The organism is Silvimonas sp. (genome assembly GCF_031291215.1).
Lineage (GTDB): Bacteria > Pseudomonadota > Gammaproteobacteria > Burkholderiales > Chitinibacteraceae > Silvimonas > Silvimonas soli.
The window spans coordinates 157,080-183,020 of the sequence record NZ_JARLJK010000064.1; the positions used below are offsets into that span (position 1 = coordinate 157,080).

The window sequence follows — 25,941 nt, forward strand, 5'->3', positions numbered from 1 at the left end:
AAACTTGGTTCTCATTTATCAAATTGAAACAGATGGGGCGTGTTCTTTCCTCAGAATATCGAGAGGCGTGCTACCCCACTGTCTTGATCGCCATGCCGCTTCTACGCACCGCGCTGCGAGTCAGCCGACTTTCCCGATTAGGCCTACACCTGCTGCGCGGTCTTGCAGCAGGTGCTTGGCGTTTTCCCGGCCTTACGCAGGAACAGCGCATTGTCTATATCCAGCGCTGGTCCGAAAAACTGGCGCAGATTCTGGGCATTACTGTGCGGGTGCAGGGGATTGCACCGGGGCTGTATCCGCCTAATCACCTGCTGCTGGCCAATCATATTTCCTGGCTGGATATCTTTATCCTGAATGCGGTCACCGTTTCGCGTTTCGTTGCCAAGTCGGAAATCCGCAGCTGGCCCCTGATTGGGCGGTTGTGCCATCACACCGGCACGCTGTTTATCGAACGTGAAAAAAAGCGTGATGCTGCCCGCGTGAACAACGCCATGATTGAGGCTCTGCAATCAGAACATTGTGTCGCCGTATTTCCGGAAGGCACTACTTCTGATGGGTCGCGTATTCTGCCTTTTCGCTCATCGCTGATGCAGGCGGCGCTCGAAAGCCATGCCACCATCCAGCCGGTTTACCTGCGCTACACCGATGCTGATGGCAATTACAACCCGACCCCGGCCTACGTAGATGACATGTCGATTGGCAAGTCGCTGTGGCAGATTTTGGGAGCCCGTGGCTTGCATGCCGAAATCACCTTCCTGGCACCGTTTCCAGCCGACCATGCCGACCGGCGCCATCTGACGCAGTTTGTGGAGGCGCGCATCATCGCCGCCCATCGCGCACTCAATGAAGGCAATGGTGACTGCGAGGCGCTGTTTGCGCCTTGCACCGTCGCTGCATCGGCCAGTCCGGCTACGCCGCGACAGCAAGACCCTGAAGATATGGAAGAAACGCTCTGCCACGCGAGCCGTATCGCCGTTTAGCTGGCGGGCTCATGGCCTCACCCGACGGCTGATGTGGTCATTCCTGAGTGATGCTTTGATAGCTTTGCAACGCCGGTTGCTGCACTACCACACCCGTATCGAGGTTGATCGCGGTGAGTTGCCCGCCCCAGATGCACCCAGTATCCGTCGCCCAGACCGACTCCGACTGCAGTAGACCCAAGGCGGACCAGTGTCCGCACAATACCCGTGGCACGCTCTTGCGGCCAGCCACGGCAAACCAGGGCTGCAATCCGGCGGGCGCCTGGTCCAGTTCACCTTTGTACTTCAACTGCAAATTCAGACTCTGGTCGACAAAACGCATGCGGGTAAACGCGTTTACAGTAAATCGTAAACGGTCTGCTTTACTTTTGGCCTCGCTCCAGTGTGTGGGCTGATTGCCATACATTTCAGTCAGAAAGTCCCGCCACTGCTCGCCGCGCAAGACCGCCTCGACCGCTGCAGCCGCTTCGAGCGCCTTCTCTTTGTTCCAGCCGGGCCAGACGCCTGCGTGCACTACCACCGCGTCGCCCAGATCAATCATCAACGGTTGGTAGCGCAACCAGTCGCAAAAGGCCGCGCACTGCGGATGCTCCAGAATGGCATCCAGCGTATCGCCCGTTTTGCGTTTGGAAACGCCTGCAGCCACGGCCAGCAAATGCAGATCATGATTCCCAAGCACGGTCTGAACCGCCGCGCCTTGGCCCATCACCCAACGTAATACTTCCAGCGAACGCGGGCCGCGATTCACCAAATCACCGACAAGCCACAGGTGATCGTTTGCCGGGTCAAAATCCAGTTGTTTCAATAACAAGACCAGTTCGTCAAAGCAGCCTTGAACATCTCCAATTACGTAACGCGACATCCTGATCCTTTGCGAGAAATACCGCTTCCAGCCAGCCGACCCGAGCGTCTCAGGTGCATTTTGCTCTGGCGAAATATTCCTGAAAGTATACCCGCAAGCCCCCGGCAACGCTGCATGGCAACATAAAACGCCGCCGCACGGCCCGACGTGTGACGGAATAAATCTTTGCCCGACGTCTTTTGCCGTAATTGTGATAAAGGCGTCCATTGCTTATGCGAATTTCAGAAAAGTCTCATAGATCGTAATTTGCCAGACCGTTAACTTGTCGGTTCTCTACCAGTACCGGATTTAGCCGCTTGCCGATAGCGCACTCCGGATTCATGCACTGGGAGCAAATGGGGACGCAAAATGAGAATCGGGTATTTGTTGGAAGAAAACCGCGATGGGCTGGACCAAAAACGCCAGGCCCTGATGCAAACCTGGAGTTGTCAGGCTATTTTCATTGACCAGAGTAGCCATTCGCGCCGGCAACTCTCGATGGCGCTGGCCAGCATGGTCAGCCACGACACCCTGGTGATCCAGAACATGGATGGCGCGGGGCTTGGCGCTTATCAATTGTTGTGCTTGCTGGAACAACTGGATCGCCGTGGTTCGGCGCTGGAGATCACCTCGCTGGGTCTGAGCTCCAATACGCCGGACGGTCAGCGCATTCTGCTGAGCCTGCTGATTCAGCAACTGCGCTCAGAGCGCCCTGCCCGCAGCAAGCCATTGGGCAAACAACGTGGGCGCCGCCCCAAGCTCAATGCCACGGCCGTGCGCACACTGGCTGAAAGCCTGCGCAACGGCACCCATAGCAAAGAAGTGGCGCGGGACATGGGCGTGTCGATTGCCACGCTATATCGATACAAGCGGCTGATTGAGGATGGCGGCATCACGCCTTGAGCGCGTCGCCGTGCACATCCTCAAGTTTTGAGCGGCAAATACGCGTCAAACCGCGTGCTTTCTCCATCAAAACAAAAGTCCGGCTTTAGCCCCGCCAGCCATGGTGCTGTGCGGGGTCTTTTTACGACCACTCGTTGCCGGGCGATCCGGCGAGCGGGTTCCAGTAGTGCATCGGCATCGGTATCGCCGCCGATTAGCGTCTGAAAAGCGTGCATCTCTTTCTTGGCGCGCGCGCGTTTATCGGGCTCGGGAAACATCGGGTCTAGATAGACCACATCGAAACTTGCGGGCTTGCCCTCTTGCACCAGCCACTCCAGAGCATTGCTTTGCAGCAATCGCATACGCGCGACTATGGATGCCGTTTCATCATGCATCATGGCCCGGCGCAAGCCATCGGCCAGCAAGGCGCACGCCACCGGGCTGCGTTCCAGCATCTGTACCTCACACCCCAAAGTAGCCAGCACGAAGGCATCCCGCCCCAAACCGGCCGTCGCATCCAGTACCGTGGGCGTATTGCCCGCTTTCAGACCCACTGCTTTGGCCACCGGTTGCCCGCGGCCGCCGCCAAATTTACGGCGATGCGCTTGAGCGCCATCGACCAGATCCACGCACACCAAAGCCTTTTCATCCGCCTGCGCCAGCGCCAAGCGGTCATCTTGCCAGACCAGGTAATGCCCGGTTTCCGGTGCGTTTTCCAGCAAGGTCAAGCCGAACCGCTCAGCCAGCAACGTGAGTTCGTCAGCCACTTCTGTTGCCACAATCCCGATATTCACGCCCACGCCCCCGGTGCTGTCGTCGGCATAATCACCGGTGCCATGGCCAACGGCTCGAAAGCCGGGCGATAGCGCACTCGGGGCAAGCGTTGCAGCGGGTCTTGCCGGTAAAACTGTTTGAGTTGTTCATAGACGCGAGGATAGTGCTCGGATACCGCATGCGGTGTTTCGAAGAAATATTCGCTAAATACCGCAAAGCACTCGGCCGGATTTTCGGCGGCATACAGGTCAATCGGGCTATACAAGCCCAGGTGCGCCAGTTTGCTTAAATGGGAAAACGCATCCGAAAAAGCCGCCTTCCACTCAGCGGCATCCATACCGGCATGTAACGCTGGCCGACCATTGGCTTCACCATTGCGCATATCCAGTTTATGAGCCAGCTCATGGATCACTACGTTCCAGCCATCCAGCCAGGGCGACTCAGCCACATCCATCCAGGACAACAGTACCGGCCCCTCCGGGCGCGCTTGCCCGGCCAGATGCTGTTCGTATTCGTGCACCAGGCCAATGGCGTCGGTGTAGCGATCGCGACTTAGAAAACGTCCGGGATAAACCACCACTTCTGACCAGTCGTCATAAGCGTCGAAATCCAGGTTGATGACTGGGAGCACGGCTTGTGCCGCCAGCAACACCCGCGCATGTTCGGTCAATTCCAGCTCATGCACCGGGGTAATGGTTTTCTCGTGCAGGAACCAGGCGGTATGTTCGCGCAGCCGCTGCTTTTCGTCCTCGGTCAACCCGAGAAATAGCGGCATGGCAAGGACGGGATACCACAGCGCATCCGGAATCGGATTGGCGGCCAGGTAATGCTCGCGACGACGGGTGCGCAGAAATTCAAACATGCAGGGGTGAACCGAAGAGGGATCGACCCTCTTCAGGTGAGGGGGTCGTCAGCACATTTCAAGCCGCCCCCTCTTGCTCAGCCCGCCAGCGCGGGCGAACACCCCTTATTTGCCGAGCGCGCCTTGTGCAACCAGCTCCACTTCGCGCTGCGCCGACTGGGTAAATGGGTGCAGATGCGTCAGGAACTGCCGACTGGCCGCAGCCCAAGAGAATTTCTCGGCATGCTTGCGTACTGCTTCCCGGTCCACGCGCAGTGCGTCCAGACACGCTTTCTGCAAATCGTCGTTAAGCGCGCCCGGGCCGTCCGTGCCGATCACGTCAATCGGGCCCGTGACCGGATATGCTGCTACCGGGCAACCGCTGGCCATGGCTTCCAGCAACACCAGGCCAAACGTGTCGGTCTTTGAGGGGAATACGAACACATCCGCGGCGTTGTAGACCTCAGCCAGTTCTGATTGACTCAGCACGCCTAGCCAATGCACGCCCTGCGCCTCGCCATATTTGGCTTTGAGTGACGCCGCTGCCGGACCATCGCCGCAAACCCAGCGCGAGCCAGGTAGCTCCAGTTGCAGGAAGGCTTCTACATTCTTTTCTACTGCCACGCGCCCGACGTACACAAAAATCGGCCGCCGGGTTTGCAGGCGATCACGGGCACCGGGTTTGAAGATGTCCAGATCCACCCCGCGTGACCACATCACCACGTTTTTGAAGCCGCGCGCTTCCAGATCGTCCACCACCACTTTGGTCGGCACCATCACGGCGTGAGCGGCATTGTGAAACCGGGTCAGAAAGCCATAAGTCCAGCTCAGTGGAATACCAAAGCGTAGTTGCACATATTCCGGAAACCGCGAGTGATACGCGGTAGTAAACGGCAGCTTGTGCTTGATGCAGTAACGCCGCGTTGCCATGCCCAGCGGACCCTCGGTCGCGATGTGAATGGCGTCCGGCTTGAAGCGGTCGATATGTTCGGCAATTTTTTTACCTGGTCGCCATGACAGACGAATCTCCGGGTAGGTCGGGCAAGGAAAAGTCTTGAACTGCAGCGGGGTAATCATTTCTACCGCGTGGCCCATCTTTAGCAACTCGGCTCGAGTTTGCTTGAGGGTACGTACCACGCCGTTGACTTGCGGTTCCCATGCATCGGTCACAATCAGGATATTCATGCGGCAGCTCCGTGCAGTCCCATGGATGGAATGGTCAGCGCGTTAATTTGCGCAGATTGTTCGTCAAAAAACTTTTGCCAGGTCACGATGCGCAACTCGCCGGTGGGGAGTTCTACCAGTGCGGTCAGGCTTTCCACCCAGTCGCCGTCATTGCAGTAAAGAATGCCGTCAATCTCGCGCATCTCGGCTTTGTGGATATGTCCGCACACCACGCCATCCAGCCCGCGCTCGCGCGCCTCTTGCGCCACGGCATTTTCAAAACTGCTGACGAAGTTCACCGCTGTTTTGACTTTGTGTTTGAGATATTGCGAGAGCGACCAATAACCCAGCCCCATGCGGGCCCGCAGGCGGTTGAACCAGTAGTTGAGCTTCAGCGTCACGCCATACAAGCGGTCACCGACAATCGCCAGCCACTTGGCGCACTGCACTACACCGTCAAACTTGTCGCCATGCAGCACCAGCAACTGGCGGCCGTCTGCGGTTTTGTGGATCACTTCATCTTCAATGCGGATATCACCAAACATCAGCCCCAGAAACTGCCGGGCGCCTTCGTCGTGATTGCCGGGAATGTAGATAACGTGAGTGCCTTTGCGCGCCTTGCGCAGCACTTTCTGGATGACGTCGTTATGGCTTTGTTGCCAATACCACGAGCGCTTGAGCGCCCAGCCATCGACGATATCTCCGACCAGATAGAGATATTCAGACTCAGTATTTTTGAGAAAGTCGAGGAGATAATCTGCCTGGCAGCCCGACGTGCCAAGGTGGAGATCGGAGATCCAGATACTGCGGAATTTCAGGGAGTGATCCGCCATGACGAGGTTTCCAGCCGTTGGTTTGGCGCATCTTGCCCAGCGCGCATGACAAAGCCGCGTCGTTTTGATGACGACTGCGTGACTCGCGCCAGGCGGCAGGTTCTTGACATACCGTAACTGCGACAGGGATAGTCAGGGCCGTACCTTTGCCTGACCAAAGCATCACCATGAACCAGCCTGTCCGCCCCGACACCCCCTGCATCGCCGTTTGCTCCACCGGGCTCGGTGACGACGTTTGTCGTGGTTGCGGCAGAACCTTTCAGGAGGTTGCCCACTGGGTAGCGCTGACGGCACAGGAGCGCGAAGCCGTCTGGCAAAGGCTGGAAGCCCACTGGGCCGGACTTGGCCTGACGCCGCCGTGGCTGCGCAAGTAGTGCCCGTTTCCACTCGATGTTTGATCCGGACCGCCCACGCTAGTCTTCTCGCGTGACGGTTTGATGAAGCAAACCTTGCAGCAAGGGCCATCGCCCCGATGAAGTGACGACGAGGTTTGTCAGCTGTAGTGGCAACCGGAGTCCAAACAACAAAAAACCCGCAAATCGCGGGTTTTTTCAGGCGCTCGCTGCACAGTGTGCAGATCAAGACTGGGCGATCAGGACACCAGCAATGCCGGTTCATCCGATGAGTCTGCGCGCTTTTTGCTTCGCTGCGACAGCCATCCCATCCCGATCATGCCCAGACCCAGCAAAGCCCAGGTTTCCGGCTCGGGAACCGCTGACAGTAACTGCACGCTGGGAATCGAAGCGTTGATACTGAAATCCAGACTGGCATCAACGGTATGCCTGTCAGCGTAGAAAATCTCCAGTTCGTGCCAGCCATGACCCACGGTGTCGGTGGCCAGGTCGGCAAACGACGGCAGCGGATGCACGCCCCCTACTTGCTGCACAAGATGACCATCGAGGAATACGAACGCGTCGTCATCAGCCCGCAGCGAAAAAGTAAGCGCTGTAGTGCCTGTGGTTTTGAACCAGCCGGTATAGACCGCCGTCTGGAACGCAGAAGAATCATTACTGCCGGAAGCATGCGGCGCATAAATATCGTTAAGCGCAACCGGCAACATCGTGGTGTAGCCCGAGCCGTCGTAGCTCAAATGGCTGTTGTTGCTGACGTCGCTCCCTCGTCCCCACCAGTTGATATTGCGATTGGCATCAATATCATGCACCACAGGATTTGAGGGATTGCTTGAATATGCGGTGTTCAACGTCGGCAGACCGTTATAGAGCGTCGGGTTAACCATGTTGTAAAAAACATCGCTGCAACAGTGCCCCTCAAAATCCGGGTCGTGATTGGTGTCTGAATAATAGTCAGCCATCAACGTCCCCGTGACCGTATAAGCCCCAGCTATCGCGCTGACCCCCAGCCCCGCCAGCAACAACGCTATTTTCGCCGCATTTTTGTACATGCTTGCATCTCCGGAAAAACTACTTGCCTAAATTCAAATCGCTTACTTTCCGATGTAATTATTATTTATTTTGTAAGTAAAATTAAATTTATAGAAAGTTAAATTCTTACGCAAGTGCCTTTCATCTGAACAAAATCGCAGACGCCCGCGATAAGCGTGGCGAAAGAGTCTCTGCTAGATTCGAGCCTGCACTCGCAGCCAACGCGGCAGTAAAAATACATCCGCCCAAGTGTCGAGCAATTTTCAAAACCCAGTCAAATAGCACACTGCGGCCATGCGACATGCTTGTCTTTATCCCGCCCAGAGCATTACGAGTCGTATTAAAAACAAATAGCTGCCAGGCGGATGCTACAGACAAGACTGAAATGGCCCTTCAGCCGCTGACAAACGCCACCGCAGCACTAATTGGAAGTTACTTACAAAAGAAGAGTAGCCCAGTACTATCGAACACTGGCGAAGCCAGACATTAGCGCGGCCAGACGGTTAACGCTGCCCCGGCGCGATGACACTCAGTGCCGCTGCCCAGCGTTGATGTGCCGCCAGATCAACGGGCTTGTACCTCACGACAGCGCTCGCCGGATCATTCCCCAAAAAATTGCCATCCTTGCGATCCTGCGCCGGGCGAATGGGCCGAAGCACAAAGCCCCCGCCGCAGTTAGGGCACACATTCAGCAACGCCTCGACGCAATCCGCGCAAAAGGTGCACTCATACGAGCAAATGCGCGCCTCGGGCGAATCGGCAGGCAATGCTTTATTGCATTGTTCACAACTTGGCCTGAGTTCCAGCATGGCAGATCATCCACTTCGGTTGATTGAACCATAACCATATGGACAAATCGTCATCCAGCCAATGCCTGCCCAAGACCACTCCCGGACAATTCAGGTCACGTCGGTCGGACTGGAGTTACCTGGCATTCTGCGGCCCTTTCCACCGAGGCCAACGTCAAAAACGTCAAAAACACTCCCAAGCTTCGATCTCCACCGTGCCATTTGTGTACGAACGCAAAGAACCCTTGAAAGCCTGGCTTTCAGGGGTTCTTTGAATTCCCAAGATATTTCTTGAAAGGATATTTAGCGCCGAGTTATCTATCGATCACATCAACCCAAGGCCGTATTTTTACCTGTCTTTTAATCGATAAAATCCCAACCTGGGATGAAAGAGGTGGCTACTTTTCGAGATCAGCAGGCCACTCCCTCGCTTTATGGGTTCGATCGCCATTAGGAAACCGCACCCCATGCCCAAGGCAGTCGCGGACATCGGGTCGCACGGTAAACCGCAGATTAAAAGCTATGCCGAACGGTCAGCGTCGCACCCTTGTTGTGGGTGACCCGCGCGGAACCAGAAAACGCCCAGTCGCTAACGATCAACGATAGTCGTCGCTGCGGTTGTGGGCCAAACGGTGATGTCGGGTTCGACGACTGGGCAAGCATGAGTTGCGGCGCCGTTGAAGTACCCATATGAAAATAATTCGGAGTCTGCTGCCCGGCCGCAGTCGATGGCGCGGCCTTCCCTGCGGGAGCAATCGGGAAGTCGTGGGCGAACTGTGCGTTATAGAAGTTCTCAGCTTGCACGTAAAACGGCTTGCCCTGAGTCACCCGATATTCCAATTCAGAGCGGTGCAAATAGCCTGGTTCCGAATTGGCCCGCGCAATCGTCACGGGCGGCGGCACGATATTCGCAATGGTCACTTCACGGGGCGACTCAATGACAATGCCATCCGCGAATGCATATCCGCTCAGCATAAAGAAAACTGCGTCGACAATCCTTTCGCTCAGGCAGCTCATAGAGAGGCCTCCAATAAAGGAATTGAAACGTCACGCCCCCGATTTTTTATGTCTGAACAGACCGCCTTTACTGCTTCGCATTCAACCCTGCATTGTAGTCAGCCCTTCGCCGCTGGCTACTCTAATAAGCAGCGCCCAACACGCTCCTGCTGGACGGTCGCCTCTGCGGTCTTCGAAATCGTCACCCATGCGCCCCCCTTGTCGCGATGATCAGGTATTCACTGTCCGCATTTGCCGTACATCCTTTGTGTGGAGGCAGCCAAAACAAGAACCCTCCAAAAATTGTCGCCGCTCCGTCTTTATATTTTTGGGCCCAAGGTGCTGCAGCAAGTAATTGCGTGAAAACGAATAACTGAAAATCAAGCGTCAGGCCGTCCCACTAGCGGAATTGGAGCGGCTGCAAGCTGGTGCAAGTCAAAAATGATGATGTCGTTTATCCCTGCTCGCAACCAGGGCGCTGGGCAATAAAGCCGCGTCTGTGGACCGATTTTCCAGTAGCGCCCAAGATTGCGGCCATTGACCCACACAACGCCCTTGGTCCACTGACTCATGTCTAGAAAAGTGTCCCCTGTTTCGGTCAGATTAAAGCTCACTTTGAAAAACAGGCCGCTCTTCGCTGGATTCGTGCATACGCTTTTTAAATTGGCAATGAACAACTCATCCATTGGCAGTGGCACGATTTCCCATCCCTGCAACTGGCTGGTCTGGCCCATCGAATCGGTCAGCGAAACCGACTGCGTTATGCCCTTCCGGTCAATCATGTCGGTGCCATAATTAACCCGCCCCATACCTTCAACCAGAATCTCCAGCAACGCGTTTGATGGCACCGCGGGAAGTGTCATGTCAGTTCCCGGGGTCACCGCCGCGTAGTCCCGCGTGTAGCCAACGGGGACTGCTGGCCGGGAAAGAGCGCCGGCATATTGGCCCGCCAGGAAAATCGTGGCGTAGTCGTGTAGCTCGGTCACTTTCATTTTCTCGGCGCCACTGGAGCCCAATGTCCTCCGATACAACGCAAATCCGAAGGATTGGCCAAACATCTCAAAGGGCAACGGGGCAATCGTCTGGCTGGCAGGCAGCGCCGAAGGCAAGTTGTCCCAGATCGATGCATAAAGCGTCGGAAGCGGTGCACTGGCACCGGTCAGTGTCAGAGTGCCGGGAAGTGCAGGTGCTGCGGCGGGTGGTGTACTCAAATGAAATGCAATCAGATTACGATATGTCTGGAACTTGGCCGTTGCCGCACCTTGTTCGCTGATCGGAGCGAAGTAATCGTAACTGGTAATGTCAGGCTGATACTGCCCAGTCCCTATTTCAAGATTGGCGCCAGCAAAAAAGCCAAAGCTCGTACCGCCATGCACCATATACAGATTGAATGACTGCTTTCTCTGCATGAAGCTGGCCAGTTCCGACGAAATGTCAGCTGTCGATCCGCCCAATTCGGCATCACCCCAATGCGAGAACCACCCCGTATAGACCTCGCCTGCCATCGCAGGCACCGCAGCAAAGTGACTGCGGGACGTGCTGATCGCGGATGACGACCCGTTACTCAGGGCAATGGCACCGCCGGCCACGTTGGAGCGGCTATGCATCAGTTCGGCTATGCCATCTTCGGTGTAGAACGGCCCGGCAATTCCGTTCTGCAGCCAGCATTGCCGGATTTCTTCAATATATACAGCGTTGCTGTCGAACGAGCCGAATTCGTTTTCAACCTGCAACATCAGGATTGGGCCGCCATTGCTGGCCATCAGCGGCGCGATACGCGGTGCCAGTTCGGCAATATAGCGTCGGACTGCGGCCATATAGCGTGGGTCGGAAACGCTGTCTGTGCGTAGTTTGATGTCAGGGTAAGCAAGCAGATATGAGGGAATACCGCCAAGATCCCACTCAGCACACACGTAGGGACCTGGGCGGACCAACACCCACAAGCCCTCGGATTGGCACAGCCGGATAAACGACTCGATATCCCTGTTCTCGGTGCTGAAGTCGAACACGCCTGGGCTGGACTCGTGGTAGTTCCACATGATGTAGATGGAAATGGTATTCAGCCCCATCGCCTTCGCCATTTGAATACGGTGCTGCCAGTATTCGACTGGAATGCGCGCCGGGTGCATTTCACCGCTGCGAATCTGGAACGACTGCCCGTCAATCAGGAAGTCGTTGCTGTTGGTGGCAAATGAGAATGCGTGCCGCCCCACGGGTACCGGTTCAACTGGACTGCCCGTGCCTCCCGAAGAGCCTGTGCTGGGGGAGTCGTTTCCGCCGCCACCACATGCAGACAGGACGGGAATCAACGAAGCAAATGCCAGGAATGCCCTGCGGTCCATAAACTAACTCTGAGATAAATTGCAATGTAACCACCCCGCTCCATGCGGTTTGCAATGGATCAACGATGGACGTGAGTGGTAAACGTTCTCTTTTAATGGATTTCAGAAGAGTGAGCCTGAGCAAATCTGAGCAGAACGGAAGAACAGGAAGCAGGCGTGAACTTTAACTGAAATCAAGCTAAAACAGCTGTTTTCAAAGGACTGCGCAAATGGCGCTTCGTCATCCGGTACGCCAATGAGAAAACCGGCTCCGCAGCCTGGTCTGTGACAAGCTCCGCAATCAAGCGCGTATCAGCAAGCCGGCATTATTGGGCTGATGCCACTTCTTCTTGGATGAGAAAAACAGGAAAGAAGGAAGAAGACCGGTAGCCAGCGCAACAAGGCTGATCAAGCGGGATCAGGTCGATACGGTCTGCGGCTCAACATTGTGGTATGTGTCTGAGAGTTTCTGGATTGCAACGCTCAGGAAGCCAGAACTATCCTCAATAAGCAATGCCTGCTTCCCGGCCTAAGCGGACTGATCACGTGGCAATAGCTAACGCCATCAACTGTGTATCCACTTCGGTTCCGCAGACCAACCCGTGTCGTAATCCGTCACGATGACGCAAACCGCTGTCTCAAAGAGTCAGTCAGTCGCACGCGCTGCTGGTCGTATTCCGCCCAAGGGCCGACCTTTTGCTGTGCAAGACGGTCGGGGACGTTGTGGATGGTCCAGAAAGAGGCACTTTCCAACCAGGGCAGTTCGTCCCATGAGATGGGGGTGGCAACACTCGGCGTTTCGCGCGCCCGTGTCGAGTATGCGGCCACGGCTGTTGCGCCCCGCGCGTTACGCAGGTAATCCACAAATATCCGACCTGTACGCTGGGCTTTGCTCATGATCGCGACGAAGCGCTCCGGCAAGGCAGTGGCCAGATGTGAGGCCAGCACATGGGTCAATGCCTTCGCCTCTTCCCAGTTCAAAGATGGTTTGAGGGGCACTTCCACGTGCAAGCCTTTGCCGCCGGTGGTTTTCAGAAACGTCGGTAAATCCAGTTCTTCCAGCAAGCCTTTCAACAGTTGCGCGCCTTCTACGACGGTTTGCCAAGCGACCTCTGGTGCCGGGTCCAGGTCAAAGATCAGTCGGTCCGGTTTCTCCAGTGTTTTGGCCGTGGAACCCCAAGTATGGAGTTCCAGCACGCCCGACTGGACCAGTGCGATCACCGAGTGCAAGTCATTGGCGATCATGTATCTGGCGGAACCACTTTCGCCAGCGATATCAATGGCGGTGAGTCCTTCAGGCAAAGAATCACTTAGATGTTTTTGAAAAAAACACGGATGCTCTGCGCCTTGCGGACAGCGGACCAGCGTCAATGGCCGATCGTGCAATTGCGGCAGCACGTAATCGGCAACTGCCTGGTAATAGCGCGCGATGGCCAGTTTGGTGTCGCCAGTGCCCGGGAAAACAATCCGGCCAGGATGAGTGATGGAGACACCCGCAACATCCGTCGCTGCGGACTGTGAGGCGGGTTTGGCCTTGACTTTGATGGCTTGCGCGGCTGGTTTTGATGGAGCCTTCGGCACGTCGACGGGCGTTTCCGGCACGACCGCGTGAGCCGGTTTGTCTGGCCTCAGACCAAGAAAAGCAGCCTGGCGCAGACGCTTCTCTGCGGTCCATTCGGCAAAGCGCACCTCCACCACCAGTTCCGGTTTTACCCAGTGCACATGCGCCCGTTCGCGCGGTGCAATCCGGCTCGTTGCGTCGTCAAATGGGGCTGTCTTGCGTTCCAGTTGTTCAAGCCGCGTGGCGAGCAGCTTGAGCATTTTTTCATTAAAACCAGTCCCTACGCGCCCGGCATACTGAAAATGGCCGTCGGCATCGTAAGTGCCCAGCAACAACGCGCCAAATCCGCTGCGGCTGCCTTCCGGCGCGGTGAAGCCACCCACCACGAACTCTTGTCGTTGCTGGCACTTGAGCTTGAGCCAGTTACGGTTGCGCACCGACTCGTACGGTGCATCGGCGCGCTTCAGGATCAAACCTTCCAGCCCATGATGACAAGCATGGGCGAAGGCGTCGTCCATCTGACCTTGCAAGTGGTCGCTAAGCCGTAACGCGCTATTCTTGGGCAATTTATCGAGCAATGCCGCCAGCTTTTGTTTACGAGTCAGCAAGGGCTCGGGGCGGATATCTACGCCATCCAGGAATAGCACGTCAAAAATGTAGTACATCAGCCGCGGCGGTTTGTCGTTGCCCGGGTCGTCCGCAAACGCATTCTGCAATGACTGAAAGCTCATGCTGCCATCCGGTTTGACCCCAACCAGTTCGCCATCCAGCCAAGCGGTATCCAGCGGCAGTTGGGCCAGTTCGCTGGCGATCTTTTCCAGGCGGGAAGTCCAGTCTTTGGCATTCCGGCTATACAGCCTGGCAGAGCCCGCTTCGATTCGCGCCAGCATGCGATAACCGTCAAACTTGATTTCGGCAATCCAGTGTTGGTGATTAACGGGCAAGGTGGTGACCAAGCTGGCCAGTTGCGGCTTGACCATGATCGGCAGCGTACTTTCTGCTGGTGACGTTGGTTTACCGCGCGAGCGTTTGGCAGCGGTGTGGGCCACAGCGTCGTTTGTCCGGCTACTAGCGCGGGCGGCAACCGGGGCGTCGTCGATTTCGTCGATCAAGCGGCCTGTTGCCACGCTTTTATCCAGCTCATCGGTAACTTCCGCCGCCGCGCCAGTTCGCGCGGCATCGTCGTCCACTTTGACCAACAGCCAGTTTTCCACATCGCGTTTGTCGTCAGGACGGTGGTGCATGCGAATCAGATCCCAAGTCCCTTTCAGTTTTTCGCCATTCAACCGGAAATGCAGATGCCCTTTGGCATAACCTTTGGCGGCATCTTCCAGTGGCTGCCAGGTACCGCGATCCCACAGCATGACTTTGCCTGAACCATATTGATGCGGCGGAATGACACCCTCAAAGTCGCCGTAGGCAATCGGATGATCTTCCACCTGCACAGCAAGGCGTTTAACTGCGGGATCAAGGCTCGGCCCTTTGGGAACCGCCCAGCTTTTGAGCACACCATCCAGCTCCAGCCGAAAGTCGTAATGCAGATTGCGCGCGTCATGTTTCTGGATCACATAGCGCAACACTGGCCCTGACTTGGTCGTCTTGCCTTCGGGTTCCGGCGTTGCCTTGAAATTACGTTTGGCGCGGTAGGCGTGCAAGGCCATGGCGAGCTCCCGGTTTTATGCGGCTTTCGCCCGGGTTTTGGCGGATGCCCGGGCCTTGCCGGTTTGGGTGGTCGATGAGCGCGCGGAAGCAGCTGCCTCGGCCGTCTTGGGCAAACTTTTTTTCAGTAGCGCCATCAGATCAATGACGTCCGCCGCCGGGGCTTCGGCCTCAGCATTTTCCGGCTCGTCATCTGCCGGGCTCACGCTATGAATCTGGTGAGCCTTGATTTTTTGGCGGATCAACTTGAGCAAGTCGTCGCGATATTGGTCGCGATACTGGCTGGGTTGCCATGGCTCAGACATGCTCTCGATCAGCGCCACGGCCATGGCAATTTCCTTGGTAGTCAATTCAGTGCCAACTGCAGCAGCCGGCAGCTCCAGCGACGCCACACTTTTGATTTCCTGCGGGTAACGCAAGGTATTCAGGACCAATGCGTCATCGACTGCAGCGACGACGGCCAGATGCTGCTTCACCCGGATCACAATCTGCGCCACACCCACTTTGCCCGACTGTTTGAGCGAATCACGCAGCAGCGCATACACCTTTTCGCCACGTTTTCCGGGAACCAGGTAATAGGGCTTTTCAAAGTAGATCGGATCAATGTCGCTTTGCTCAACGAAGGCGAGCAGATCAATGGTCTGGGTTGCAGCGACGTTGGCCTTGCGAAAATCTTTTTCTGACAACGCCACGTATTGGTCGGGCTCGTGCTCGTAGCCCTTGATGATGTCATCCCAAGCGACTTCTTTTCCGGTCGTTTTGTTCACCCGTTTGTAGCCCACCGGCGCAAAGTCACGCTTGTCGAGCAAAGTCAGGTCAAGCTCATCCGGCGCTTCGGCAGACTTGAGCGAAACCGGAATGAAAATGAGTCCAAAGCTGATGGCTCCCGTCCATAAGGCGCGTGGCATGGTCGTACTCCACTTCACAGGCAACATGTTTAGTCTGGCCCGGCGCAGCGTCGTGGCCTGTCAGCCTGGCGCGGCAATTACTGCCCATTTGCAGCATCTTTTCAGGAAAGACACAACCTACACGCGGCTTAGCTTTTGCTGCCTTTGACCCCGTAATGCCGGGCGTATTCTTCACCTTCCTTGCGTTCCGTAACCGATTTCGGCACCTGTTCATGCTTCTTTCTGGCTCGTTGGGCCGGAGGGTCCATTTGCGGCGGGCGAATCTGGTCACGCGGCGGTGACGACCCGTATTGATCGTCGTGATGCTGCGTGGTGGTCTGCACCGGCGGGTCGGGTTGGGGTCGCTCGCTTCGGCCGGACGAAGGGGTCGCGCCGTCCGGATAATTGGAGTCGAAGTCACTTTGTAACTTGTCGTTGGAGCGCGTGTTCTTTGCCAATGCGTCCACCGTATCACTGCGAGGTTTACTCATATCGAAGCTCCAGATATCCACATGGCGAGCGAGAGTGAGTCAGTCATCCAGCTTTTCATCCAGCTTTGAATACCTGGCCGCTGTTCCTGCTGCTTCGGTGGCAAAGCGGATTTTCCAGACGTGGCTAGCTCCCCGGACACCACGTTGGGGAAGGCGGCAGTACGCGGCCACGATAAACATCTTCCGCGGCAACCCTGGGCTGTGCCATCCGGCCCGCGCCTACGAGTTGTAGGACTTCCACCCGTTGCAGACGCGAACCGTTGCCCGGCGCGCTTTACTGTGATCAAACAAAAATAATGACCGGCAGGACTACGAGTTTTTCAGAGGGCCGCTGACCAGATCGTGATCAGCGCGTGGCGGGAGAGGATCGAATTTGCACCTGTGTAGGAGCAAGCAGGCGATGCGCTTTCACCGGAATACGCCGACGGCGGACAACGGTCGTTTTGCAGTGCGCATAGCATCAACTGCGGTTCGTTCCACACTTCAGGAGATCATCATGGCCACATCGCATACGCCTGCCCACAGCAGCGCTACCCGCAAGCCCGCACAAACCCGTGCCCCAGCCAAAAGCAAAACCACCACTACCAGGGACCATGACCCAGCGACCGCCTTGCTGATGGCTGATCACGCCAAGGTCAAAAAGCTCTTCAAACAGTTTGAAAAAAGTAAAACCAAAGGCACCCCGGCCGAAAAAGCGCAAATCGTGGCGCAGGCCTGTCTTGAACTACGAATTCACACCCGGGTGGAAGAAGAAATTTTCTACCCGGCAGTGAAAGCCGCCTTGGGTAAAGACGGCGACATGATCGACGAAGCGGTCGTCGAGCATGCCAGTTGCAAAGACTTGATCGCGCAGCTTTCCGTCATGAAACCGGGCGATGAATTGTTTGATGCCCGCTTCACGGTCTTGTCCGAGTTCATCGAACACCATGTTGAAGAAGAGGAAACCGAGCTTTTCCCCAAGGTCCGCAAATTGAAGGGGCTGAACCTGGATGAACTGGGCGAGCAAATGAAAGAGCTCAAGCAGACGCTATCTGCGGACACTGCAGTAGCGAGCGCGCACTGATTCCTGGCACCTGAACCGGAGATCGCCCTTGTGCGGTGACTCCGGTTCGCCAGTCGGCGGGCATTGCACGATGTTGTTTGATGTGAGGTGGGCTATGCAGAGCAATTTCAGAAAACCGTTGGCGCCCGATTTGGGTAATCGCCCGTTGGCTGGCGGCGGAAATACGGGCAAAACCGATGTGAGCGCGTCGGAGCGGCAACAGCGTCAGAACACCATGGCGGAACAATCAAACGCCGTCGAGGCCTTGGCCGAGGGAATGCCGTTCAACCGCACCAAAGAGCGGGAGTACGGCGAAGAAGCCAGTTGCCCCGCAGAGGGAGATCATCTGGCTTCGCAGTCCTTGCTTGCTACTGCCAGCACGGTGAGCGAAACCACCTCGTCTGCCAAAACTGGCGGTGGGCGGCCACTGTACGGTGCAAGCCCCGCCAGTGAATCACTGGACCGTGCCCGCACCGACGCCTCTGATCAGCGCTTGACGACCAACCAGGGCGTGCCGGTGGCCGACAACCAGAACTCGCTCAAAGCGGGTTTGCGCGGCCCCACCGCCATGGAGGACTTCATCCTCCGGGAGAAACTCACCCATTTTGACCATGAGCGCATCCCGGAGCGCGTGGTGCATGCCCGAGGCTCGGGTGCCCATGGCTATTTTGAAAGCTACGTCGACCTGTCGCATTTAACTCGCGCAGCGCCGTTTGCCGAGGCCGGCAAAATCACGCCCGTGTTTACCCGGTTTTCTACGGTCGCGGGCGAGCGTGGCTCTGCCGATACGGTGCGCGACGTGCGCGGTTTTGCCGTGAAGTTCTACACGGATGAAGGCAACTGGGATCTGGTGGGCAATAATATTCCGGTGTTCTTTATCCAGGACGCCATGAAGTTTCCGGACCTGATTCATGCGGTAAAACCGGAACCCAACAATGGCATTCCACAAGCGGCCAGCGCCCACGACACGTTCTGGGATTTCGCCTCCTTATCGCCGGAAACGATGCACATGCTGATGTGGCACACGTCTGACCGGGCGATCCCGCGCAGCTACCGCATGATGCAAGGTTTTGGCGTGCACACCTTTCGGCTGGTCAACGCCGAGGGCGAGTCTGTGTTCTGCAAATTTCACTGGACGCCAGTCGACGGCACCTATTCGCTGGTGTGGGATGAGGCGGCCAAACTGACCGGAGCCGATCCCGACTTCCACCGGCGCGATCTGTGGGAAGCGATCGAGGCTGGCGAATATCCTGAATGGGAACTGGGTCTGCAGATTTTTGGCGAAGCGCTGGCGGATAGCTTTGCGTTTGATGTGCTGGACCCGACCAAGCTGGTGCCCGAAGAACTGGTGCCGCTGACGCCGGTGGGCCGAATGGTACTGAACCGCAATCCGGATAATTTCTTTGCTGAAACGGAACAGGTCGCCTTCTGCACCGCGCACATTGTGCCGGGTCTCGACTTCAGCAATGACCCGCTATTGCAGGGGCGCATCCATTCATATCTGGATACACAGATCAGCCGTTTGGGTGGCGCCAACTTTCATGAATTGCCCATCAACGCCCCGCTCGCGTCGGTCCATAACAACCAGCGCGATGGCATTCACCGGCAAGCGTTGCCGCGAGGACGCGTGGCTTATGAGCCCAATTCGCTGGCAGGCGGATGTCCGTTTCAGGCCGGCATGGCAGGCTTTACCAGTTTTGCCGAGCATATCGAGGCCGATAAAGTACGCGGCAAGCCGGAAAAGTTTGCGGATCATTACTCGCAAGCCCGTCTGTTCTGGCAAAGCCAGAGCCCGCCAGAGCAGCAGCACATCATCAATGCGTTTTGTTTTGAACTGGCGCATGTGCAGACTCCGGCGATCCGCGAACGCGTGGTCTCCATGCTGGTGAATGTGGACCCAGCGCTGGCCGGACAAGTTGCCAAGGGTTTGGGCTTTGCCGTTCCCCTCGCCATGCCCTTGGCCAGCACGGAGCCCATTCCCGAATACTCGCCTTCGCCCAGCCTTTCGTTGTTTGCTCACCCCGGCGAAAAGGGTATCCGAACCCGCAAGGTTGCCATCCTGGTGGGTAGCGACACACAGCCGGGCGTTATCAACGCGATCCGGGAGACCCTGCAAAAGCAAGGCGCGGTGGCCAAGGTGATTGCTTCCAGCATGGTGCCGCTGACCAGCAATGGCGACACCTTGAAAGTGGATATGCCGTTGTCGGCTAGTCCGCCCGTCCTGTTCGATGCCGTGATCATTGCCGATGGAGCGGATACCGTGAGGCAATTGAGTGACGATGCCTTGGTCTGGGAATTTATAAGACTGCAGTACCGCCACGGCAAACCGTTGCTGGTGATAGGAAGCGCGGCAGACTTGTTGTCGCTCGCGGGCATCCCAAGCGTTTTGCCCGATGGCTCAGACGATCCCGCCCTGTTTCGCGTCGAAAGTGACGACCCGACTGCCCAGCTTGCCGAGTTCATCAATGTGCTGGGTTCACAACGGATTTACAGCCGGGAAACCAATCCACCGAGTACCTGATTTGCGCACTTTTCCAAGAGCATGAACGGTGCAGCGCCTGACCAGGTTTTTAACTTGCCAGGCGTTTTTTTGTATTACCCCCGTACTGCCATCCTGTCGGCGGTTTGCAGGAGGAGTCCTCCAAAGCCTTTAAAACCGGCTTTTTTTATTCGGAATCTCCTACCCGAATCCCCGGCATTGGCTGATCAAGTGGGCCAGGGCGCTCCGTTAATCTGAAGTCACGTTGCATCGCAACGCGTTCCCCTCTTTTGGGGTGGAACGATTTCTTCAAAATTTTCAGGAGTTCATCATGGCTAATCATCAACCCCATTCGTCGAACCAATCCTCTAAGCACACTGGCACCAGTCAGCAGCATTCTGCTTCACAAAATAAATCCGACTCGAACAAGAGCCAGTCCCGCAATGCCGATGAGAAGAGCGGGTCGCGCGGCGGGTCGCATGAACAGCATGTCGAGGCTGGCCGCCAAAGCCACAAGAACAGCTAAATGAAACTGGCAAAACGACAAAGGCCCGGGGATTATCTCCGGGCCTTTGTCGTTTCGGTGGGGATGCACTCGCTCACCCGGCTCGTCGGTCCAGCACATCGTCCGGCACGACGTCGTCTTGCAATACCACCCAGTGTTCAAAGATTTTGCCGTTCGCCAGCCGGAAGGTATCAATGACCGAAACCACGGGCTGCCCTTCGCAGTAGTAGCGTCCATGAACCATTACCACGTCCCCTTCGCCCACTACGGCGCCGGGAGTGTAAGAGGTTCCAGGCGGGAGGCTTTGCAGCACCTTGCGGGCCGCAACGGCGTTGGCATTGGTAATCGGGGAGTGGTCGACACAACGTTCGGATATCGCCGCCATTGCCTGAAGGGGGTTGTTGCTCAAGAAAATGGCGTCCATCAACTCCGTGACAATTTCTTTGTTCGACTTGGGCAGGACTGGCTCGTTACGATTTACAGATACCACAGTTCATTTCCCCCAAAGAACCAGTATGGGCCAAGCCCCAAGGTCTGTTCCGCGTATTGACGGCTGACCAGACTGCCGGGTATTCCACCGCAGACACAACGCCCGGCACGCAGTATGGGAGCTTGCCGGGCACATTTAATGCGGATTTATTCTGGCTCGGGCAGATTGAATCTGGCGCGGGCTTTGTTCAATGCTTCCTGTATGACCATTGCGTAGGGCTGCGCATTTTTCCACGCGGCAATTAGCCAATTGCACCCGTCGGCCGCTTCGGCACTCCAGACTGGCGTCGCTACCCGCAAGTACCGACCATCGTCCACCACTTCGCAGCTGCCGTTGATCTCATCCGAAAGCCACTCCTGGATGAACTCCCTGCTTTTGATTTCGCGCGCCATGGCTGTCTCTTCCCGAAAAATGAGCTTATTGAGATGAACGATCGCCAAGCCCGGATATTGCGAGATGTATCAGGCAGAAATCTAGGAGATTTCCCCACCTGTAAAAACACGATGTACGCCTGTTTTGAAGTGGGAAAAATCTGGCAGGAATCGCGGACAGTGGCGCAAGGGAGAGAGGCCTCTGTTCGCCGACCGGATCCTGTACGTGATGGAAGAGTTGGTGCGTGGGGCAGTTGGCGGGCGGACTGCCAGGACAGGTACGCCCACGGTGGTTTTAGTGATTCAAATCAAATTCGCATTATTGAAAATCCGCCCCCTCTCCCAAAGAAGTGATAATGGTTCTCATTGATGAGGCTATTTTTGCTGCAGTCGATTCGCCAGTTCAAGGGGCTCCACGCCGGTTTGTCGTCGTAGCAGATATCCAAAAGTGGCTCTGAGATTTCACCTTGGGCTTGTTTTGTCTATCCCTTTGCCAAAAGTGCACCAATGTCTCAGAAGCAACATGTCACCATCCCTGTTCTCCCCATCACGGAGAACTCTGTTGGGATGCAGTCCAGTTCAGCCAAGCCTGTCCGTGATGCGATAGAAGGTTTTTTTGTCCGACACCGACATCAATTGATCTGGGTACATGCTGCAGCTTTCGTGGCATTTATTGCAGTCATCTTTCTTCCGCTGTTTCTTTCGGAACCCCCGGAAACTGCTACACCGTTCACCCATTTCACTACCTTCGCGAATTACGCGATGTGGGGACTGTGGTTTCCATTGGTCTTTCTTTCGGTCATTTTTACCGGGCGCTCATGGTGCGGATTGCTTTGCCCGATGGGCGCCGCCTCCGAATGGTTGAACAAAATCGGGCCACAGCGACCCATTCCAGCCTGGATGCGCTGGGAAGGGACGCCCGCTGTCAGCTTTGTACTCACCACGATTCTGGGGCAAACGCTCGGCGTGCGGGATCACCCAGAAGCCGCCGCTGAAATTTTGGGTGGCACGATGCTGGCCGCCCTTGTGGTTGGCTTTTTTTATGGGCGCAAGAAACGGGCCTGGTGTCGGCACTTATGCCCGATTGGCCGTCTACTTGGTCTGTACTCCAGGCTAGGCGCGATCGAGTTCGCCCCCCAGGTAAGACGTCCGGGGCGGGATGCCTACAGCCAGAAAGGAGCATGCCCAACCATGATTGATCTTGTCGGGAAGAACGAATCGCGTCATTGCATTGAATGCTTTCGCTGCGTCAATCCAGCCGCCAAGGGCAGCGTTCGCATGGAATTTCGCCGACCAGGGCTGGAGATCGAGAACATCCGCGATAATCGCGCAAACCCGGCTGAAGCCTGGTTTCTTTTCCTGGATACGGGTGTGGCGCTCGGTGCTTTTCTCTGGTTAGTGTTACCTCAGTATCAGGCCATACGGCAGAGTATTGGTGTCTGGTTTATAGAAAAGGGATGGACATGGTTTCTTGAAATCGGGCCATCCTGGTTAGTTAGTGTTCACCCGCAACGCGGCGAAGTGTTCCTTTGGCTCGATTTCTTCACCATCAGCGGCTTCATGGTCACCTGGATGATTGCCTTGACCGCGTTACTGGCAGCGACCACGAGCGCCGCCGCACACCTGTCCCGGCTGGTTGGCGGTGACGGCAGTTTCGGCCGACGCTTCAGTGAGCTGGGTTATCAATACGCGCCTGTGGCCATGGTTTCTCTGGTCATCGGCTTGGGTGCCATGCTGTTCGACCCGATCAAATTTACGCCCCTCGGCCCGGCAGGCGTGCAGATCCTCAAAGGTAGCCTGTATGTGGTTGGTGTCGTGTGGAGTGTCTGGCTTAGCCAGAAAATTCTGGCTCGTCAGGGCGTGCGTGCATCGAAGCGATGGCTGCCAATTCTCCCTGGAATTGCGGGAAGCATCGTGATCGGAGCCTGCTGGTGGCCAGCAATTTTCGGCGCATAACGCACTATTTTGGCTCCCGAAAATGTGAAATCAGGTTGGCTGTCATTCCGCCCCGTCTCTGGTGCGAGTCCAAAGCACTAGCCGATAAGTTGGCCTGTCCACACAGGCGTGGACAGACCCATGATTCCATCATGAACGAATGCCGGGCGCCAGAATGATCAGCTCACGCCCATCGCCGGATCACTCATGCCATCCTTACCGGTCTCAAGGCGCCCGGCAAAGCGTCGCACAAACTGGTTTCCCGCACTGACCGTAAAGTCATACCAGCCACCGGATTGCGACAAGGTCCAGTACGGCTCTACCTGCATATTGCTGGCCACCGTGTAGGTCCACGGGCCGTCGCTGCGATAAGCGTTAGAGGTGACAGTTACTTGGGCTGCGGCGTCACCGCTATTCATGATGGTCAGGTAGATGGCGTTATTGCCATGGTCATAGCAAACCCGAACCTCCGGATTGGCGCCGGTCGCTACCGTTGCGGCATTGCCCTCAAACAGTCGATGATAGCCATTCGGGCCGAGCACCCACAGGCTGTACTGACCGGTCGGCGAGTTGACGGCGACATTCCACGAGTCGGATATCTCCTTGCCAGCTTCCACGGTAAAGCGCCGTGGGTAACTTGCCAGGTTCAAGCGGTCGTAGACGTGGAATAGCGCACCCTGAGTACCGGTGTTGCTGAAAGTCAGCCACACCAGGCCGTCAGCCGTGTCGACATTGGCGCTGGTATGCAGGTGGTACGGCAATGCCCGAGACGGTCTCGACATGGCCTGTTGCGTGGGTAATGGCACGGACCCAACCGCAGGTACGGGCACCACGCCTGCCGCCTTTTGCTGTGAATAGGTGGCATCGGCCTGCGCCTTGCTTGGTGCAGTCGCCAGCGTTGGCGTGGCGTTGTTGGGGGTGCTGAAATTGAAGCACGAAGTGAGATCGCCAAAGACCGCACGCCGCCATGGGCTGATGTTTGTTTCAATGACGCCAAAACGCTGTTCAAGAAAGCGCAGCGTCGAGGTATGGTCGAACACTTGGGAGTTAACCCAGCCGCCTGTACTCCACGGCGAAACCACCAGCATAGGTACACGAGCTGCAGCGCCAAATGGTCGGCCATCCGGCGCGGTGGTGTCGGCGTCATACGGAAGGTGCGGCATGGTGAAATGTTCCGCTGAAATGTCGACGGTCGACTTGCCCAGATAACTGCCGTCGCTATTGCGCCATGGCGGATCGGGCGGTGGGGCATGATCAAAGAAACAATCGTTCTCGTCGTAGGGGATCAGCAAGATCGTCTTGCTCCAGACATCCGGATTGGCGGTCAGCATGTCCAGTATCGTCTGCATATACCAGGCGCCCTGGTCCGGAATCGACGAGATGGGATGTTCACTATAAGCCGCCGGTGCCACGATCCAGCTCACCTGCGGTAAGGTGCCCGCCGCGATGTCATCGGCGAAAGCCTGCAAATATCCTCCGTCCGGCATGGTGTTGCCGACGCCTTTGAGTAGCGGCGAAATCGGGTTCATCACCGACGAGGAATAAGGCGTATTGACCGTATAGCCTTGCGCCACCATGGCTTCGACGGCGGCGCGGTAGCTGGCAAATGCGCCCAACTGGTTGTTGTTGCTGTTGTTGGTGGGACTTTGATACACCTTCCAGCTTACGCCCGCGGCTTCCAGGCGTTCCGGGTACGTTGTCCATGGCAAGCCTGTGGCAGAAGAGCCGATTGTGTTGCCGGAAACGGTGTAGCCCCAACTGGTGTTGCTGGTGACCGAGTGGTTGACGACGTTCGAGCCGTTGGTGCCGCTCCACAGAAAAATACGGTTCGGGAAAGTCCCGGTATGCGTCGAGGTATGGTAGGCGTCACAAATTGTGAATGCATTGGCCAGCGCCGCATGAAAAGGCAGATCTTTGGGCTGCAGATAGCCCATTGATGCGGCAATGCTCTTGGCCTTGGGCCATGCGGCCATCCGGCCGCCGTCCCATGCGCCCTGCTGGTCGCTCCATGAGTGGGTGCCGCCAATGTAGAGCCCGTTACCCAGTGCGGGATCAAGGTAATACGGCTGTACATTGCCCGACGCCCCCTGCTGGATCCACACCGGGTTGCCGGAGGCCATGGGAATGGTGAAGCGGTCGCTATAGCCCCGTACTCCAGGCAGCGTGCCGAAGTAATGATCGAATGAGCGATTCTCCTGCATGAAAATGATGACATGCTCGACATCGTTGATGGTGCCGGTCGCGTTGTTGGCCGGAATGGCCAGCGCGCGCTGGATGGCCGGCGGAAAAGCGCTGAATGCGGCTGTGGCAGCGGCTGCGCGCAAAAAATTGCGGCGACTCATTTGGGTCATGGTAGATCCAGTGTGGAGTGTGTTTTATCAAGGCAGGTCTTTGCGGCTCGACTCAAGGTGCGCAGTCGATCTGTGAATTCAGCAGCGGCGATTGCAGCGCGGCGGTGCCCGAAGCGGCGCACGGCCCAGGTGCCGGCGTCAGCACGATCGGCACTGCGGTGGTGACGCCACCCGCGCCCAATGGTGCCGTGTTGCCACTCACCGCCTGGTTGGTTGAAGGGCTGTTGCTGGCCGAAGTGTTTCCGGTCTCGCCACCACATCCGGATAGCAGCAGGCACGCGGCAACAGTGGTGGTCGCTGCCCCGGCCGCGCATACGCGTTGCAATGCCCAGGCGCAATGTCGCGCAAACGGGATCAATGTGTTCATC

The 25,941-nt window shown here is 56.7% G+C and carries 23 protein-coding genes; 7 read left to right on the forward strand and 16 right to left on the reverse strand.

The window, feature by feature from the left end; genetic code table 11:
• Positions 1 to 92 precede the first annotated feature (92 nt).
• On the forward strand, positions 93 to 980 hold the full coding sequence (locus P4L78_RS06905; RefSeq protein WP_283150563.1) for a 1-acyl-sn-glycerol-3-phosphate acyltransferase: 888 nt from the start codon (positions 93 to 95) through the stop codon (positions 978 to 980).
• A 37-nt stretch (positions 981 to 1,017) separates the two neighbouring features.
• Here P4L78_RS06905 and P4L78_RS06910 read toward each other — a convergent pair whose 3' ends face one another.
• Entirely contained in the window at positions 1,018 to 1,842 is an 825-nt protein-coding gene (locus P4L78_RS06910) for a symmetrical bis(5'-nucleosyl)-tetraphosphatase (protein ID WP_309327376.1), read from the reverse strand.
• A gap of 348 nt (positions 1,843 to 2,190) precedes the next feature.
• On the opposite strand from P4L78_RS06910, the gene P4L78_RS06915 reads away from it, so the two are divergent.
• A complete protein-coding gene (locus P4L78_RS06915; protein WP_283150565.1) occupies positions 2,191 to 2,724 on the forward strand; it encodes a transposase in 534 nt (177 codons plus the stop codon).
• A gap of 20 nt (positions 2,725 to 2,744) precedes the next feature.
• Here P4L78_RS06915 and P4L78_RS06920 read toward each other — a convergent pair whose 3' ends face one another.
• The 4 genes from P4L78_RS06920 to P4L78_RS06935 all read right to left on the reverse strand — a co-directional run bounded on the left by P4L78_RS06920 (position 2,745) and on the right by P4L78_RS06935 (position 6,315).
• Complete coding sequence (locus P4L78_RS06920) at positions 2,745 to 3,497, reverse strand: class I SAM-dependent methyltransferase (protein WP_283150566.1); 753 nt, start codon at positions 3,495 to 3,497, stop codon at positions 2,745 to 2,747.
• Positions 3,494 to 4,339 carry a zinc-dependent peptidase gene (locus tag P4L78_RS06925; protein ID WP_309327377.1) on the reverse strand — a complete coding sequence of 282 codons (846 nt, stop codon included), beginning with the start codon at positions 4,337 to 4,339 and terminating at the stop codon, positions 3,494 to 3,496. Before P4L78_RS06925 ends, P4L78_RS06920 begins: the two co-directional genes overlap by 4 nt.
• 105 nt (positions 4,340 to 4,444) lie before the next feature.
• Positions 4,445 to 5,503 carry a glycosyltransferase family 1 protein gene (locus P4L78_RS06930; protein ID WP_283150568.1) on the reverse strand — a complete coding sequence of 353 codons (1,059 nt, stop codon included), beginning with the start codon at positions 5,501 to 5,503 and terminating at the stop codon, positions 4,445 to 4,447.
• Entirely contained in the window at positions 5,500 to 6,315 is an 816-nt protein-coding gene (locus tag P4L78_RS06935; protein ID WP_283150569.1) for a UDP-2,3-diacylglucosamine diphosphatase, read from the reverse strand. The genes P4L78_RS06930 and P4L78_RS06935 overlap by 4 nt, the downstream gene beginning before the upstream one ends.
• A 167-nt stretch (positions 6,316 to 6,482) precedes the next feature.
• Between P4L78_RS06935 and P4L78_RS22895 the strand changes: the two genes are divergently transcribed.
• Positions 6,483 to 6,689: a DUF1289 domain-containing protein gene (locus tag P4L78_RS22895; RefSeq protein ID WP_283150570.1), complete on the forward strand. Its 207-nt coding sequence runs from the start codon at positions 6,483 to 6,485 to the stop codon at positions 6,687 to 6,689.
• A gap of 218 nt (positions 6,690 to 6,907) precedes the next feature.
• Here P4L78_RS22895 and P4L78_RS06940 read toward each other — a convergent pair whose 3' ends face one another.
• The 7 genes from P4L78_RS06940 to P4L78_RS06970 form a co-directional block, all read right to left on the reverse strand.
• Positions 6,908 to 7,717, reverse strand: coding sequence for a PEP-CTERM sorting domain-containing protein (locus P4L78_RS06940; RefSeq protein WP_309327378.1), 810 nt, complete (start codon positions 7,715 to 7,717; stop codon positions 6,908 to 6,910).
• 483 nt (positions 7,718 to 8,200) lie between these two features.
• Positions 8,201 to 8,506 (reverse strand): DUF1272 domain-containing protein, encoded by a 306-nt coding sequence (locus P4L78_RS06945; RefSeq protein WP_309327379.1) that lies wholly within the window; start codon positions 8,504 to 8,506, stop codon positions 8,201 to 8,203.
• 492 nt (positions 8,507 to 8,998) lie between these two features.
• Entirely contained in the window at positions 8,999 to 9,460 is a 462-nt protein-coding gene (locus P4L78_RS06950; protein ID WP_309327380.1) for a hypothetical protein, read from the reverse strand.
• A 401-nt stretch (positions 9,461 to 9,861) separates the two neighbouring features.
• Positions 9,862 to 11,694, reverse strand: a complete 1,833-nt coding sequence (locus P4L78_RS06955) for a beta-galactosidase (RefSeq protein ID WP_309327381.1) — start codon at positions 11,692 to 11,694, stop codon at positions 9,862 to 9,864.
• 723 nt (positions 11,695 to 12,417) lie between these two features.
• Entirely contained in the window at positions 12,418 to 15,024 is a 2,607-nt protein-coding gene (gene ligD, locus P4L78_RS06960; protein ID WP_309327382.1) for a DNA ligase D, read from the reverse strand.
• Positions 15,025 to 15,039: 15 nt separating this feature from the next.
• Positions 15,040 to 15,930: a Ku protein gene (locus P4L78_RS06965; RefSeq protein WP_309327383.1), complete on the reverse strand. Its 891-nt coding sequence runs from the start codon at positions 15,928 to 15,930 to the stop codon at positions 15,040 to 15,042.
• A gap of 128 nt (positions 15,931 to 16,058) precedes the next feature.
• Positions 16,059 to 16,400 carry a hypothetical protein gene (locus P4L78_RS06970; RefSeq protein WP_309327384.1) on the reverse strand — a complete coding sequence of 114 codons (342 nt, stop codon included), beginning with the start codon at positions 16,398 to 16,400 and terminating at the stop codon, positions 16,059 to 16,061.
• Between the two features lie 496 nt (positions 16,401 to 16,896).
• On the opposite strand from P4L78_RS06970, the gene P4L78_RS06975 reads away from it, so the two are divergent.
• From P4L78_RS06975 to P4L78_RS06985, 3 genes are all read left to right on the forward strand, one after another.
• On the forward strand, positions 16,897 to 17,463 hold the full coding sequence (locus P4L78_RS06975; protein ID WP_309327385.1) for a hemerythrin domain-containing protein: 567 nt from the start codon (positions 16,897 to 16,899) through the stop codon (positions 17,461 to 17,463).
• A gap of 214 nt (positions 17,464 to 17,677) precedes the next feature.
• A complete protein-coding gene (locus P4L78_RS06980; RefSeq protein ID WP_309327386.1) occupies positions 17,678 to 19,963 on the forward strand; it encodes a catalase in 2,286 nt (761 codons plus the stop codon).
• Positions 19,964 to 20,252: 289 nt separating this feature from the next.
• On the forward strand, positions 20,253 to 20,447 hold the full coding sequence (locus P4L78_RS06985) for a hypothetical protein (RefSeq protein WP_309327387.1): 195 nt from the start codon (positions 20,253 to 20,255) through the stop codon (positions 20,445 to 20,447).
• 73 nt (positions 20,448 to 20,520) lie between these two features.
• Here P4L78_RS06985 and P4L78_RS06990 read toward each other — a convergent pair whose 3' ends face one another.
• Positions 20,521 to 20,916 (reverse strand): nuclear transport factor 2 family protein, encoded by a 396-nt coding sequence (locus tag P4L78_RS06990; protein ID WP_309327388.1) that lies wholly within the window; start codon positions 20,914 to 20,916, stop codon positions 20,521 to 20,523.
• 146 nt (positions 20,917 to 21,062) lie between these two features.
• Positions 21,063 to 21,308, reverse strand: coding sequence for a hypothetical protein (locus P4L78_RS06995; RefSeq protein WP_309327389.1), 246 nt, complete (start codon positions 21,306 to 21,308; stop codon positions 21,063 to 21,065).
• Between the two features lie 486 nt (positions 21,309 to 21,794).
• Here P4L78_RS06995 and P4L78_RS07000 point away from each other — a divergent pair, with 486 nt between their 5' ends.
• Complete coding sequence (locus tag P4L78_RS07000) at positions 21,795 to 23,243, forward strand: 4Fe-4S binding protein (protein WP_309327390.1); 1,449 nt, start codon at positions 21,795 to 21,797, stop codon at positions 23,241 to 23,243.
• A gap of 158 nt (positions 23,244 to 23,401) precedes the next feature.
• Here the strand turns inward: P4L78_RS07000 and P4L78_RS07005 are convergent, their stop codons facing one another.
• Entirely contained in the window at positions 23,402 to 25,573 is a 2,172-nt protein-coding gene (locus tag P4L78_RS07005) for a phosphocholine-specific phospholipase C (protein ID WP_309327391.1), read from the reverse strand.
• 52 nt (positions 25,574 to 25,625) lie between these two features.
• Positions 25,626 to 25,940 (reverse strand): hypothetical protein, encoded by a 315-nt coding sequence (locus tag P4L78_RS07010; protein WP_309327392.1) that lies wholly within the window; start codon positions 25,938 to 25,940, stop codon positions 25,626 to 25,628.
• Position 25,941: the final 1 nt, after the last annotated feature.